9 protein-coding genes and 4 pseudogenes are annotated in these 13,727 nt (G+C 67.0%); 5 read left to right on the top strand and 8 right to left on the bottom strand.

All coding sequences use genetic code 11. The annotated features are described in order from the left end of the window. Positions 1-25: 25 nt before the first annotated feature. From BLR33_RS37230 to BLR33_RS32780, 4 genes and pseudogenes are all read right to left on the bottom strand, one after another. Positions 26-136: pseudogene (locus tag BLR33_RS37230) on the bottom strand (hypothetical protein); the annotation flags it as partial. After that, on the bottom strand, positions 124-1,092 hold the full coding sequence (locus BLR33_RS32790) for a histidine kinase (protein ID WP_407639754.1): 969 nt from the start codon (positions 1,090-1,092) through the stop codon (positions 124-126). The pseudogene BLR33_RS37230 and the gene BLR33_RS32790, both read right to left, overlap by 13 nt. A 28-nt stretch (positions 1,093-1,120) precedes the next feature. Beyond that, positions 1,121-1,966, bottom strand: a pseudogene (locus BLR33_RS32785) (ABC transporter permease). Next, a pseudogene (locus BLR33_RS32780) lies at positions 1,963-2,900 on the bottom strand (ATP-binding cassette domain-containing protein). The pseudogenes BLR33_RS32785 and BLR33_RS32780 overlap by 4 nt, the downstream one beginning before the upstream one ends. Positions 2,901-3,584: 684 nt before the next feature. On the opposite strand from BLR33_RS32780, the gene BLR33_RS32775 reads away from it, so the two are divergent. Next, entirely contained in the window at positions 3,585-4,607 is a 1,023-nt protein-coding gene (locus tag BLR33_RS32775) for a DUF4331 family protein (RefSeq protein WP_093788418.1), read from the top strand. 41 nt (positions 4,608-4,648) lie between these two features. Further along, positions 4,649-5,656: a DUF6461 domain-containing protein gene (locus BLR33_RS37225; RefSeq protein WP_407639753.1), complete on the top strand. Its 1,008-nt coding sequence runs from the start codon at positions 4,649-4,651 to the stop codon at positions 5,654-5,656. Here BLR33_RS37225 and hpnE read toward each other — a convergent pair. The 4 genes from hpnE to BLR33_RS32755 form a co-directional block, all read right to left on the bottom strand. Further along, positions 5,607-6,998 (bottom strand): hydroxysqualene dehydroxylase HpnE, encoded by a 1,392-nt coding sequence (hpnE, locus tag BLR33_RS32770; protein ID WP_093788416.1) that lies wholly within the window; start codon positions 6,996-6,998, stop codon positions 5,607-5,609. The two genes, BLR33_RS37225 and hpnE, sit on opposite strands and share 50 nt — an antisense overlap. A 157-nt stretch (positions 6,999-7,155) precedes the next feature. Further along, positions 7,156-8,409, bottom strand: a complete 1,254-nt coding sequence (locus BLR33_RS32765) for a glycosyltransferase (protein WP_322987221.1) — start codon at positions 8,407-8,409, stop codon at positions 7,156-7,158. 90 nt (positions 8,410-8,499) lie between these two features. After that, on the bottom strand, positions 8,500-9,420 hold the full coding sequence (locus BLR33_RS32760) for an AraC family transcriptional regulator (RefSeq protein ID WP_176930727.1): 921 nt from the start codon (positions 9,418-9,420) through the stop codon (positions 8,500-8,502). Positions 9,421-9,579: 159 nt separating this feature from the next. After that, on the bottom strand, positions 9,580-11,193 hold the full coding sequence (locus tag BLR33_RS32755; RefSeq protein WP_093788412.1) for an AMP-binding protein: 1,614 nt from the start codon (positions 11,191-11,193) through the stop codon (positions 9,580-9,582). Between the two features lie 361 nt (positions 11,194-11,554). Between BLR33_RS32755 and BLR33_RS32750 the strand changes: the two are divergent. From BLR33_RS32750 to cas5e, 3 genes and pseudogenes are all read left to right on the top strand, one after another. Continuing rightward, positions 11,555-12,028 (top strand): annotated as a pseudogene (locus BLR33_RS32750) (transposase family protein); the annotation flags it as partial. Positions 12,029-12,301: 273 nt separating this feature from the next. Beyond that, positions 12,302-12,667 carry a hypothetical protein gene (locus BLR33_RS32745; protein WP_093788410.1) on the top strand — a complete coding sequence of 122 codons (366 nt, stop codon included), beginning with the start codon at positions 12,302-12,304 and terminating at the stop codon, positions 12,665-12,667. A gap of 551 nt (positions 12,668-13,218) precedes the next feature. Next, positions 13,219-13,727, top strand: a 509-nt coding sequence (gene cas5e, locus BLR33_RS32740; RefSeq protein ID WP_093788458.1) for a type I-E CRISPR-associated protein Cas5/CasD, incomplete at its 3' end; no start/stop codon positions are given.

The raw sequence follows: 13,727 nt of genomic DNA, 5'->3' as shown, positions 1-13,727 counted from the left end.
TATCGAGGTGACGGTCCTCGACGCGGATGGACAGTTCGACCTGAGTGTCCGTGCCTGCGTGTTTGAGTGTGTTGGTCAGGGCCTCCTGGACGATGCGGTAGACCGTGAGCTGAACTCCTGTGTTCAATCTGTCCATGTCACCTGACGTGTGATAGGTGACTTCGGGGCCCGCCGCTCGGACGCTGGCGCACAGTACGCCGATGTCCGTGATGCCTGGTTGCGGGCTGAGCAGGGTTCCGGTGATGTGCTGTTCCTCGGCTCGCGCAGCACGCCGAGCACCCTGCGCAGTTCGCCGAGTGCTTGGCGGCCTGTGTCACCGATCAGATTCAGCGCTTCCCTGCCGCGATCCGGAGCGCTGTCGGTCGCGTACGCGCCGGCATCGGCAAGGGAGACGATGACGGCCAGATTGTGGCCGACGATGTCATGCATGTCCCGGGCGGCCCGAGCTCGTTCAGCGGCGGCTGCCAACTTGCTGCGCTGGTCGCGCTCAATCTCCAGCTGTTCTGCTCTTTCTCTCAGACCGGCGAGTTGCGCCCGGCGGATCCTGATCACGAGTCCGAGCGCAATCGCCGCAGTCACCGCGCTGAGCAGGAAGAACAGCGCGTCCCCTGGGGACACGATCGGGGAGAGGCGGAGCGCGACCAGCACCATGGCGCCCGCCGTGACGGCGCAGGCCCACGGCAGCTGAGGGAGCCTTCCGTGCAGGGCAAGGCTGTACAAGGCGAGAAAGAGCGCGAGATCCGCGCGCAAGCCGACGTCCAGGGACCACTGCAGCACAAATGCGGTGGTGATGGCAGCGAAGGTCATCAGTGGTTTCCGCCTGCGCAACAGCAGGGGAAGCATCAAGCCGGCTTGCAATGCCAGGGTCGCAGCCAAGGGCAGTTCGGTGAGGCTGAGATGAAGCTTGTCCGGGCCGCTGTCGCTGGAGTCCACAGGCAGGAGATCCGGCAGGCAGAGCGTCAGGACGGCCAGCACGACCACGGCGGTGTCCAGCACCCGGGGATGGGCGCCGTCTGCTTGCTGCAGCTGCTGGCTGACGATGTTCAGCCGGGTGACCAGGCTGCCCGTACAACCTGTGTCGTCGATGCTCACTGCTATCACCTGCCTGTGTTCCACGCCGTCAGACGTCGTTCCGGGTCAGCCGGCAGGCCGCGCCCGCCAGCGCCAGCGCCGTCCAGCCGAGGAATACCGCCAGGCCGGTCCCGGGAGACAGAGCCGAGGCGTCGTGCGTCAGGGCGAAGACGGACTCGCCCGCGTTGCTGGGTCGGTATGACGCGACGTTGTCCTACCAGGAGTTGGGCAGCAGCTGGGCCAGAACCGGAACCAGCAGGAATACGCCGACCAGGACCGAGATGCCGCCTGCCACCGACCGTAGCAGCGCACCCAGGGCGATGCTGATGACACCCACGAGACCGAGGTAGAGCCCGGCCCCGAGCAGGCAGCGCAGGACACCCGGGTCCAGCAGGGTCTTCGCAGCCGGGGTACCGGAGACCATGGGGCTGTTGAGAAGGAATGAGAGCAACGTTCCGGTTGTCGAGACCAGTAGGGCGACGAGACCGTAGAGCGCTGCCTTCGACCACAGTACCAAGGGCCGGCGCGGCACCGCCGCCAGCGTGGAGCGGATCATGCCGGTCGAGTATTGCCCGGCCATGACCAGGACGCCGAGTACACCGATGGCCAACTGGGCGAAGGGCGTGCCGAACAGGGACAGATCGACGGCTGTGGAGTGGGCGAAGTCGCTGTCCACATGGCCGGCGTTGTAGGTCGAGTGGTACTGGTAGTTGGCAAAGATGCCGGCGGTCAGCAGGAAGAGCAGGGCAAGGACCAGCGTGATTCCCGTCGAGCGGAGCGACCACAGCTTGGCCCACTCCGAACCCACTACGCGCCATCCGGTCACCTTGTAGCGGGGCCGGGACGGCGTATTCGGCTTCTGCCCGGAGCCCGTGGCGGTGCTGAGGGAACTCATGCCGCCCTCCCAAGGGTGCTGTGTCCGGCCGTGCTGCCGTGGTACTCCACCGTTTCCCTGGTCAGCTCCATGAACGCCTCCTCAGCGACACCGTCCGCTGGCTCAGTTCGAAGAGCGGGATTCCGTGCTCCGCCGCCTTTGTCCCGATCTCGTGCGGAGTGAGACCTGCCGCCTGCAGTTCCTCCGACCCGACCTGCCCGGTGACGTCGACGCCTGGCCCGACCAGCAGTTCCCGCAATCGTGCTGGCTCCGGCGTCACCACGCGCACGGTGTCGCCGCCCGCCTCGCGGACCAGATCCTGCACGGTTGTGTCTGCCAGCAAGCGCCCCCGGCCAACGATGATCAGATGATCCGCCACGAGGGCCATCTCACTCATCAGATGCGAGGAGACGAATACTGTTCGACCCTGCTGCGCAAGTTGCGTCAGTAGATTGCGGATCCACAACACACCTTCAGGGTCGAGGCCGTTGACCGGCTCGTCCAGCATCACGGTCTCCGGATCGCCGAGGAGCGCTGCAGCGATGCCGAGCCGCTGCCCCATGCCGAGGGAGAAGGCGCCGGCCCGCTTCTTCGCTACGCTGCTCAGCCCGGCCAGGTCGATGACCTCCTCGACCCGGGTACGAGGAATCCCGTGGGTCAGCGCGAGGGCGTTGAGGTGGTTGAAGGCCGAACGTCCTGGGTGGATCGACCTCGCCTCCAGCAGAGCGCCCACTTCCTGCAGCGGCGTCCTGTGCCGTGTGTACCGGCGGCCGTTCACGGTCACACTTCCGCTCGTCGGGGTGTCCAGCCCCACGATCATGCGCATCGTGGTGGACTTCCCCGCGCCGTTGGGTCCCAGGAAGCCGGTCACGCTACCGGGCTTCACTGTGAAGTCCAGCCGGTCCACCGCACTCCTTTCTCCGTAGTTCTTGGTCAGATGCCGTGCCTCGATCATCGGTGTGCCCTTCGTCGGCAGTCAGGCGCCCTCCTGGACGCCGCATCACCAACGCTAGGAACCGGCCGGCCCCGATCCTGTCGTCCAGCGGGTGATCCTCGCGGTCGGTGTCATCCCGCGGTACGACACGATCTCCGGCTCGAGGCAGCTCCTGCCATCACAGGACGCGGATGCCATGACTCTTGGGGGTTGGGTTCACTGTTCTCAGTCATGATGTCAGGTCACAAGCCACCGGGACATGCCGGTTGGGAGGTCCTCGGCGTCATCTCGTCACCCACGGGCGACCGCGTCGAGCGAACAGCAGACGTAGCCTGACCGGCCCTGTCCCGCCGCTGCCGTGAGCCGACGACCGTGGCCGCCGTTGCAGGACGCCGTGGAGCGCCGGGTGACCGCTGGCCGCCTTTGACGCGGCCCGCTATGGGCGCAGGGCTTCGTCCGGCAACGGGCCATACGTGTGATTCTTCTTTGTTCCGGCTGTTCATTGCCGACAAGGAGCAGGATCTATCCGTATCCGAGCCGCATACTCGAGACCGCGTGCGCGAATGTGGGGTTTTCCCCATGGACTGCGCTCACGGGCAACAGCAAGACTGATCTCGTCATCCGCGCGTTCCAAAAACACGGCCAGGCCCGCCCTGGCTCTGCGCGCATTCGATGTTGTGCACCGAGACCACGGGAGCCCCGTTCATGTCCCACCACCTCGACACCCCACTGGCCGCCCAGAACGGCCAGCTGTACATCGACGACCTCTATGTCTTCTCCGGCGAAGGCAGCACGGTGTTCGTCATGGACGTCAACTCGAACATCACGGGTGTCTACGCGGAGCCCGGCTTCCACCACGAGGCACGTTATGAATTCAAGGTGCACGTGGACGGCTCGGACTTCGAGTCCCTCACGTACCGCTTCTCCTTCGGCGAGCCCGATGCCGACGGCCGGCAGTCATTGCGGCTGCACACCCTGACCGGCGCGGACGCCCGCGAGGACGGCGCCGAAGGCGAGTTCGTACTCGAAGGACGTACCGGTGAGGCCGCGGAGGCGGGCGGCACCCGCGTGTGGGCCGGCCGGATCGCGGACTCCTTCTACATCGATCTCGACCTGCTGTCGATCGTCAACGGCGCAGTGGCTAAGGGCACCGCGGTGGACTTGTCGTCCTGGCGCCCGGAGAAGGCCAAAAACAGTTTCACCGGCACGTCCGTCGAGACGATCGTCCTCGAAGTCCCGCACACTCATCCCCAACTGAAGGCCGGTACCCGCATCGGGGTATGGTGCGCCACCAAGCTCGCCACGGACGCCGGCGGCTGGCGGCAGATCAACCGTGCCGGCAACCCCATGATGTGGCCCATCTTCTGGCCCGGCGACACCGACTTCTCCAACCCCGCCAACACGCGCCACCCGTCGCAGGACGTTGCCGCGGCGGCCGAGCCCATCGCCGGACAGGTGGCTGCTGTCGTGCGGGCAACGGGCACTTCGGCGGATCCTGACGGGTATGGCCGGACGGTGGCCGGGCAGCTGTTCCCGGACGTGCTGCCGTACGTGGTCGGAACGCCGGCATCCTTCGGCTTCGCGACCCGCAACGGCCGCGCTCTGGCCGACAACGCGCCGGAGGCCATGCTTTCCCTCGTCACCAATATGCCGGTGCCTTCGGGTCTGACTCCGGCCACTTCCGCGGAATTGCGTACCCCTCATTTCCCCTACGTGGTCCCGGCGTGAGGAATCCGGTCATGTAGTGCGGGCCGTTGAACCCTGAACCCATGTCCCTCGGTCTTCCGGCCGGGGGACATGGTGGTAGTGCGGTTTGCTTTCGCGACGGCGCCATGCCCGTCTGCGCGGTCGATCCCCTACCTGGGACGCAAAAGGAAGAAGGGGGAGGAGAAAGGGGAACCGTTCTGCAGACGCGGATCGTGCCCGGCTGGCGCGCATTGCACCCGCGTATCGGCCAAGGCTATCCTCACAGAGCCCCGGCCCACCGCATGGGATCACCCACAAGCCGGATTTCCGGGAGCTTCCTCCAAGTGGCCCGTATTCATGTGAAACCTTGCAGGGGAAACAATGACGCCTGTGTCCGCGCAGCCGTGGGGATGGATGTAGGCTGGTATGAGGATTGCTGTCTCACCTTCACGCAGGGCCTGACCCCCGAGGAGCTCCTGCGACGCTACGGGGTCGTCCCCTCGTCGGCTCGGCTCCTTGCTCTTCCGCAACGGAGGAGCGCTCGTCAATTGACGCCCGGTACGTCGGTCCTGAGCGTCGGGCTCCTGGGAGACTGGGCGTTCGGCTTCGAGGCTCACGGCCTGCAGAGCGCCATGCCAAGGGTCCTTGGCGCTCTCTCCCAGGGGACGCAGACCTTGGTGATTTCGCTCGACCGCGAGGGGTTGCAAGTGCTGCAGCACTGGACGGACGGGCACCCGCGCGAGTCGTTCTCGCCTGGTCATGATCCATTCCTGCAGGCAGTCGATTCCAACCCTCTCTGGGACGCCGTGGAGAAGTATCGCCAGGATCAGCCCGAAGAGCCGGCGGTGTGTGGGGGGCCTTGGAGGCCGTCGCGGACTTCGTCGGCGGACGCCTGTCCGCCGGGGTCGTCGAAGGGCCGCTTCTCACGGCAATGGTGCCGTGGAGTTCGGCCGAGCGGTGTTCGCCGGATGAGGAGTACTGTCGGCGCTCTCCTGCCACATGAGCCCCAGCGCCCTCATGCTCAGCCGTGCGCACCTCGGTTCACGGGGTGGGCAGGACGTCGCTCCCAAAGGGCAGTTCCAAGGTGGTGAGCACCTCGCGGGCTGCTCCAAGACCGCTGCGTACGGCGCTCTCCATCGTTGCCGGCCAGCCGGTCGCCGTCCAGGCCCCCGCCAGGAACAGCCCGGGCAGGCGTGTTGCGGGCCCCGGGCGAAGCGCTCCGACCCCGGGTGTGGGAGCGAACGTGGCAGATCGTTCCCGGGTGACAAAGAAGTCCAGGATGCCGGCTCCTCGTGCACAAGGCAGTACGCGCGCGATTTCCGGCACGTAGCGGGCACGCAGTTCGGCGACGGGAAGGTTGACGTCTTCCTGAGCGGCCGATTGTGACAACGCCACGTATTGGCCCCCACCCGTGAGGCCGGAGGCCTGGGTGCGATCGAAGATCCATTGGATCGGGCTGCCGACGACTGCGAGGAACGGCACGTCCAGTACACGCGTGTCATACACCACGTGGACGTTGACGATGGGCGCGTCGTCGATGCGCAGCAATTGGTCCGGGTCCGGCAGGGCGCCGTCAGGAAGGATCCCGTGGGTTTCGCGCTGAGGCAGAGCAGTCACCACGATGTCCGCGGTGAGTCCTTCCCGGCGACCAGGAGCCGTCTCGATGGTCACCTGCCAAGCCCGGTCCGAACGAGCGATCTCGGTTGCCCGGCCGCGGAGGATGGTACGCACCCCGGCGGCGTCCAGCGCGGTGCGGGCCCGGTCGTTGTGCAACTGTCCCAGGGGCCCGGAGGCCCAGCCGATATCGGCGGCACCGGGCTCCGAGAGCAGCCCCGTCTTGAAGACCATGGCAGCCAGCCCCAGCGAGCAGTCGCCCGCCGCTGCGTTGAGGGTTGCGACGCCGACCAGATCCCACAGCGCTTCGACCGCGCGTGAGGACTGGCCGTGAGCGGTGAGCCAGCTGCCGAAATCGGTGCCGTCCAACGCGGGATCGTGCAGGTCCAGCCCGCGCAGCGCAAGCGCAGCACGGCCCACCGAGAGGCGTTCGCCGAAAGACAGATGGGGGTAGCGCACGAGGCTGGGTGCCAGATGCAGCGGGACCGGCAGCCCCACCCTCCCTATCGTGCCCGTACGTCCGCTGGCCGCATCCTTGACCGGGACCTGCAGTCTCTCCTGGAGGACGACCAGATCGCGTGCGCCGATACGGTCGACGAACCACTGGTATGCGGTGCAACAGCGCAGGAACACGTGTTGGCCGTTGTCGACAGTGAGTTCTCCGCGCTTGAACGAGAAGGCAAGGCCGCCGAGGCGCGGCCGGGCCTCGACGAGCGTGACGACCAGGCCGGCCTCGGCAAGGACGAGCGCAGCCGTCGTTCCGGCGAGACCGCCGCCGATCACGATTGCCGACTGCGAGGGGAGGTCAGGCGCGTGCATGTGTATTCCTGGCGTGAGTGCGTCGAACGACCGGCTTGTGCTCGCTTGACGTTAGTGGGGACTGAACTGACGTCTGCCATCGGGAGAGTACCGGAGGTACAAATGGTCAATCATCGTGCCTGTTCCGTTCCCCGGAGCAGGCACGTCGTTCGCTCGGTCACGCTGTCTCGTCGGCTATGCGGCTGATGGCGTGCAGGACGGGTGCGATTCCGTCCTCGGCATTGATCCGCGGGGCCAGGTGCCGAGCCCGATCTCGGTATGCGCTCCGCGTGGTGGCGCGTACGAGGGTGGCAGTAAGTGCGCTCCTGGAGAGCCTCCGCAGCGGGAGGACCGCAGGCGCCACGCCCAGCGCCTTGAGCCGAGCGCCCCAGAAGCCCTCGTCGAACTGCACGGGAATCGGCACGGCGGGTATGCCCGCCCGTAGACCGGCCGCCGTCGTGCCGGCCCCCGCATGATGAACCACCGCGGCTATGTGAGGGAAGACAAAGTGGTGCGGCACAGAATCCACGGTGAGCATGTCATCGCCCGCGGCGTGCAGTCCGCTCCATCCCCGTTGTACGACACCGCGCAGCCCGGCGTCGCGCAACGCGCCAGTGATCAGGGCACTCACGGCATCAGGGTCAGGTACGGTCGCGCTTCCCAGAGTGACGAGGACCGGAGGGGCACCGGCTGCCAGGAAGTCGGCCAGGGCCGGGACCATCGGGCCCGGATCCTCGTGGGGCCACCAGTACCCGGCGATGGTGAGACTGGGACGCCAGTCGCGGGGGCGGGGGACCACCAGAGGGCTGAAACCGTGCAGGATCGGCCAGTCCCGTCGCTCGCGAAGCCGACGTCGCGCTTGCGTACCGGTCCTGGGGAGACCGAAGCGTGCTTGGACGGTCCTGATCGCGTCGGCGAACAAGGCCTCCACCGCCGAGGCGACGGCGAGCCCCGCGGCTCTGTTGCCCCACGGGCCGAGAGACCGAGTACCCGTGACCGGAGGCGCGAACTCCCCAGTGGCCGCCAGCGGTTGCAGATAGGTCCCGATACTGGGCAGTCCCATGGCTTCGGCGATGCTGTGACACAGCGGTGCGACAGGGCTGGCGGCCAAGACGAAGTCGCAGCCCTCGGCGGCCTTGATCAACTCTTCGGTCATGTCGCCCACCAGTGAGCGCGTCATCCGGATGAGTCGGGCCAGTTTGCCGATTCCCGTCGTGCTGCGATGCAGGCTCTGGCCGGCCTCCGACGCGAGTGTCTCCCTGGGGTCGACGGGCAACGGGTGGAAGTCCAGGCCGGCCTCAGCAGCCAGTGGTGCGAACCGGGCGTGGGTGACCAGGACGACATCGTGACCGGCCCGGGCAAGTCCGTTCCCCAGTCCGGTGAACGGGGCGACGTCGCCGTGCGAGCCGGCGGTCATGACGGCGATCTTCACTCGCCAAGACTAAATCCTTCGGCAATGCCGATCGGACCCCGTCGGTGTTGCGGCTGCAAGTGGCTGTGACCAGCACTTTCGCGACATTTCCTAGTCGTCGCGGAGCATGTGGCGGCGGCGCCATTCGCCCGGTGGCACGCCGTGTTCGCGCAGGAACAGCCGTTCCAGGGTCCGCACTTGTGCGAAGCCAACTGATTCAGCAACGTGCGCGACCGTCCGATCGCGGTACCGCCGGTCCGCGAGGAGCGCCTCGGCCGCGCGGAGCCGCTCCTTGCGGATGCAGGCGCTCGGGGTGGTCCCCGCTCCCTCGAACAACGAGTAGAGCCGACGCAGAGAGATATGGTGGCGTCGAGCCAACTCCACCACCGTCAGAGCCGGGTCGCTGAAGTGCCGACGGACGCAGCACTGGACCATGCGGAGCAGCACCGCATCGGATCCGTCGTCCGCCGGCGGGCTTGGAGCGATGCCGCGGATCATCATCGCCACGAGGTTCACCGCGGCCATGCCGGCGTCGTGGCGCTGCCGAGGGGTCAGTCCGGCGGCAGTCGAGTGCAGGTGACCGAGGAAGCCGGCTGCCAGCCGGGCTGCAGTCGACGTCGTGTCGACGGGCTGTGCGCAGCGTGCTGTGACGTTCTGCAGGTCCCGTGGCATCAGGCTCCGCGGGAACTGGAGGGTCAGTGAATCGAAGCGGCTCGGGAACTCCAGTTCCCAGGCCCTGCGCGCTTCGTAGAGAACGCCCTCACCACTGCGGACTTCTGTCCGTCTGCCATGCTGGAGGAGACTGCCTTCTCCCCTTACATGCATACAAAACCGCATCAAATCGTCGAGCGGTGTGTCTTGCCTGTGGTCCGCCCGGCGGATGCTCAGTGAGTCGCAGTTGGCCCTCGTCAGCCTGACGGACCCCCCGAGTTCTTGCAGGACCAGCTCGCCGCGGAAGGAATGTCCTGCGGCGGCCGCCGCGGAGGCGTAGCTCGCGCGAGCCGCTAGCCGCAGCTGCTCCCGTGAGTCCATGCGGAGCACGGTTGTGGGCTGTGTCATCGGCACACCTTTCCTCCCTGGTGCCTGATCACCCGGCGGGTCTCCGTGCCGATTCTGCCTGCCGGCTCCACAGAGCTGCTCGCCACCATGGACCCGCACGGGACAGCCGCACGATCGACGCGTTTGAAGGTACTACCCGAGATGAGTCCCGTGCCGGCGACATACGCCCTCGGCTGCTTCTGCAGTCGCGTCGCCACTTGCCAGCAGGGCTGCGCGAAGGGCCTTCTTGTCGGTCTTGCCGACGGGAGTACGAGGAAGAGAGGCCTCCACTGAGTAGGATGCCGGCGCGTACAACGCGCCCAGTTCGTCGACGATCAGCCGGGTCAGCTTTGTGAAATCCGGCTGCTCGGCCTGATTTCGTGGCACCAGCGCGACGTGCACGCGCTCCATCCCGTCGTTGTCGGGGACACCGATAGTCGCCGCATCTTTGATGTTCGGGAGAGAGAGGAGGAAATCGTCCAGGAGACGAGAGTAGACATTGTCCGCGGTGACACCGGTCACGATGATGTCGCGGACGCGGTCGATCAGGTAGAGATAGCCGTTCTTGTCCTGGCGGGCCACGTCTCCGCTCCGGAACCATCCGCCGCGACCCAAAACCTCAGCACTGCGCTCGGGGTCCTTCCAGTAGCCCGTCATGACCATGGGACTGCGTACCCATAGCTCACCGACGTCTCCTACCGGAACGGGCGCACCCGCCTCGTCCCTGAGCTGGACCTCGACACCGGCCGCCGGACGCCCACAGCTCATGAACAACTCGGGTCGAGTCACGTCGTGCTCTTCCGGGCCGAGCACGGTGACCACACCGCTTTCCGACGCGCCATAGACCTGGTGGAGCACCGGGCCAAAGCGTACGGCGGCCTGTCGCAACCTGGATGCGGCAGCTGGCGCGCCGGTGTAGTACAGCTTTTCCAGTGCCGGGAAGCGGGTGTTCGCCCATTCGGGGGTGTCGAGCAACTCGTAGAGCATGGGTGTGACGAGGACCACTGAAGTGACACTTTCGCTCTTCATGAGGGAGAGAGCGGAAGCGGGCTGAAACGATTTCATCAGTACAATGGTCTGCCCGGTGAGAAACCCGTTCACCGCGCCATTGTGGCCGCTGCTGTGCGTTGTGAGCGTACATATCAGTGTTCGAGGCTCCGGGGAGCGGCTGGAGAATCCTGTCGATGCCCGGACGAAAGCCGCGTAGTAATTACGGTTGTGTGTGACCGGTTTGGGTGCCCCGGTGGTGCCGCCGGTGTAGAGCAGTGTGGTGACATGGCGGGTGTCTGCGGCGTCCCGGGCTGACGCCTCGGTGGTGTCCGGGACCTCGGCGAGGAAATCGGACGCGAGTTGCGACGGCCCGATGCTGAGATACAGCGGGATGCTGACCAGTCGGGTGACACGGTCCACCAAAGGCTCGAAGACCGGGTCGAAGACCAAGGTGGCGACATCTGCCTGACGGATGTAGGCGGCGAGTTCGCCGGCGCCGGGCTCTGGCGGAACGAACACCAGCCGGCAACCAGAAAAGTGCACAGCAAGGCACAACAGAAGTGCTTCGGGGGAGTTGCCCGACAGAAGCGCCACGCCGTCCCCCTGCTTCAGCCCTACTCGGCGCAAGGCTGCCGAGAACCGTAGGACCATATTGGTCGCGTCGGTGCCGCTGATCCGCCGATCGCCGGCGACCACGGCGTCGTGCTGCCCCTTGGCCTGCAGCCGATCGAGCACTGTGACCGTGTAGTTGGAGCTGTACGCGCCGTGAATTTGCATTCCTTTTCTCCGTACCTTGAGAGGAAGTCAGCTTCCGAGGCGCGTCCGGAAGAAGCTTGCGAGCAGCTGTGGATCCGGACGGATTTCGGACACCTTCGCGAACGGGGATGCGGACGTGCGTGGCGCGGGGCCGCCCCCGGCGTCCATCGACTCACACGGGTGCGGTCCGCTCTACGACTTTCCGTGCGCGGCTCGCGACATTTCTTGCAGCGGCTGCCACGAGAGGGGGGAACGGCTCCTACGCGGACGTCTCAGGACGATGGGCAGGGCGTGGCGGACCTGCCGGATGAGGTGGGCGGGAATTATGCGGTGGCGCGCAAGAGAGGGGGCGACGGCGTGGTGGCGAAGGCGTTCGCGCTCGGACGGCACCCATCTGCCGATCGACCGCGTCGCCGCGTACCAGCCCTTCCGCTCCGGGAAGCACAAGAGGCACGGATGAACGTGCTGGTCCTCACCGATCCGTTCGGCCGACTGCTGTGGGCCTCACCGGCCTGCCCGGAGCCGTCTACGACATCCGCGCGGCTCGCGAACACGGCATCATCGACGAGGGCTACCGAGGCACCGACGGCACAGCGCGCATCCCGCGCTGGGGGCGCCGGCATTCGCTTTCCGCCGGTCAGCAGGCCGTGAACCGATCCCACGCCAAGATCCGCGCGCTCGTCGAGCAGGCCATGGCCACCCTCAAGAATTGACGACTCGTGCGCAAGCACCGATCCGATGCTCTACCACCAGGATCACCGCCCTCGTCAAAGCCGTCCTCCCCCTGCGTCCGGCCAGCTCAGCCCGACGATGGAAAGGGTTCAGTGCGACAGCGCCAGCACCTCGTCACTCGTGAGCTTGATCGTCGCCTGGCCATCGCTCATGCGCACCCCCGCGGCTCGGCCCCACCCTCGGACTACACGAACCTATTTGCCTTCGACCTTGGCCAAACACATAGGTGGCACCCCCCGGGTCAACCCGAGAATTGACCCTGGTCGGGCATAGTCCTGCCCGTTCGGTCCCCGATGATCGAGTACCAACGGGCCTTCTTCTGACGAGGATCGACTGGAATGATCACTGGGCGTCGGCGAGAGAATGACGACGACCACACGATGACACCAGGAGAAGTATGAAATACGTGACCAGAACTCGCATCGGCATGGCCGCGGCTGCCGTGCTCGCCGCCGGCGGTATTCTCTGCACAGCCGGGTCGGCGTCCGCTTCGTCCGTTCCCGGAGGACAGTTGCAGTTGTGCTCCTCAGGGGGCTTCGCAACCAACTACGTCCTGAGCTCAAGCATCATCCTCGTTCAGCCCGGCCAGTGCAGCACCCTGACCGGGGCTGTGGGCAACACGGGCAGCGTGCTCACCGTGATCGCGCGCGTCGCGAGCACCAACCGCTACATAGCGAGCGCGCAGGTCAGTGTCAGTACCACTCAGGGCGCGGGCCTGCAGACCGGCGGAACCGTCAGCTCGCCGTATCTCTGGTCGTTCTGAGCAGTTCTCCCGTTCGGCCTGTCCGGTGTTCCGTGGCCGAGCCCCCCGCCGCCCGGCTCACCGACCGGTGCCCGAACCGATCCGCAAGGGCTCCAGCGAGCCGGGCGGCTATGTCCGAGGTTCTGAGCGCTGGCTCACGCTCGACGAGCCGCTCCACCCCGGTGGCGGTGCCGCGGCGGTTGTTGTCGTCCTGGGGTCGGCGACTTTGACTGTCGCTCAGCCGGCTCACTTGTGGACGCCTACCGGCGGGGCGCGGGATTCCGTGAACCCGCCGAGGTCACGCCGTCCTACCCGGGCTGGCTCTATGTCGACGCCGCCACCGGCACCGTCCGGCCGGCCAGACGCCGAGCGCCCGTCAACGCGTCCTGGGACGTCCGACTCCGCGCGGTCTGCTGGGACGCCGGCGACGCCCCCGGTACCCCGATCCGCCCCAGGGGACGCCGAGTCGCCTTGCGCGCACTGCCGGCACCGGTCGCAAGCGACGGCGGAACAGCCGTACGCCGCCTGGAGTGGCGGCGAGTTCGGGGAAGGCGTGGACCAGGTCGCGGTAGGTGTTCTGGCCTCGGCGACAGCGGTGCGCCGCGGCGCCGGGACGCTCCCGGCGAGAATCCGTCAGCGACCTCGCCCGTCTGTCCGTGACCGTCCGCGTCGACCGCCCCGGCGTGCCGATGCGGGATCTGCACACCGTCGGCGGCGGCCTGCCCCCGGAAGGAACCGTCACCACCGCAGACGGCGGCAAACGATCCGGCGACACCGGAACCCTGCTCAGCCACCGCCACTACCTCGCCGACGCCGCCTTCACCGTCGCCGTCACCACCCCGCCCGACCGCAGCCCCACCCACGACGCCGAACTGCTCGCGGCATGCGCCACCGCCCTGAACTCCCCAAGGTGGCCCCTCTTCCTCGGCCGCCGCGCCTGCCCCCCCCCCCCCCCCCCCCCCCCCCCCCCCCCCCCCCCCCCGCCCCGCACCACACCGCGCCCCATCGACTCCCTCTCCGACCAGACCCTCGACAAGCTCCCCCCCCCCGCCCAGAGCACGGCCGAGGACAGCGACGACGG

This window comes from Actinacidiphila guanduensis, from assembly GCF_900103985.1.
GTDB lineage: Bacteria > Actinomycetota > Actinomycetes > Streptomycetales > Streptomycetaceae > Actinacidiphila > Actinacidiphila guanduensis.
Note: the sequence above shows the minus strand (reverse complement) of the source record. Positions and strands in the feature narration are given on the sequence as shown.

Excerpts from the sequence above, each read along its gene's own strand:
- BLR33_RS32775 (WP_093788418.1), top strand. The coding sequence starts at position 3,585 with ATGTCCCACCACCTCGACACCCCACTGGCCGCCCAGAACGGCCAGCTG.
- BLR33_RS37225 (WP_407639753.1), top strand. The coding sequence starts at position 4,649 with ATGTCCCTCGGTCTTCCGGCCGGGGGACATGGTGGTAGTGCGGTTTGC.
- hpnE (WP_093788416.1), bottom strand. The coding sequence starts at position 6,998 with ATGCACGCGCCTGACCTCCCCTCGCAGTCGGCAATCGTGATCGGCGGC.
- BLR33_RS32760 (WP_176930727.1), bottom strand. The coding sequence starts at position 9,420 with ATGGACTCACGGGAGCAGCTGCGGCTAGCGGCTCGCGCGAGCTACGCC.
- BLR33_RS32755 (WP_093788412.1), bottom strand. The coding sequence starts at position 11,193 with ATGCAAATTCACGGCGCGTACAGCTCCAACTACACGGTCACAGTGCTC.
- BLR33_RS32745 (WP_093788410.1), top strand. The coding sequence starts at position 12,302 with ATGAAATACGTGACCAGAACTCGCATCGGCATGGCCGCGGCTGCCGTG.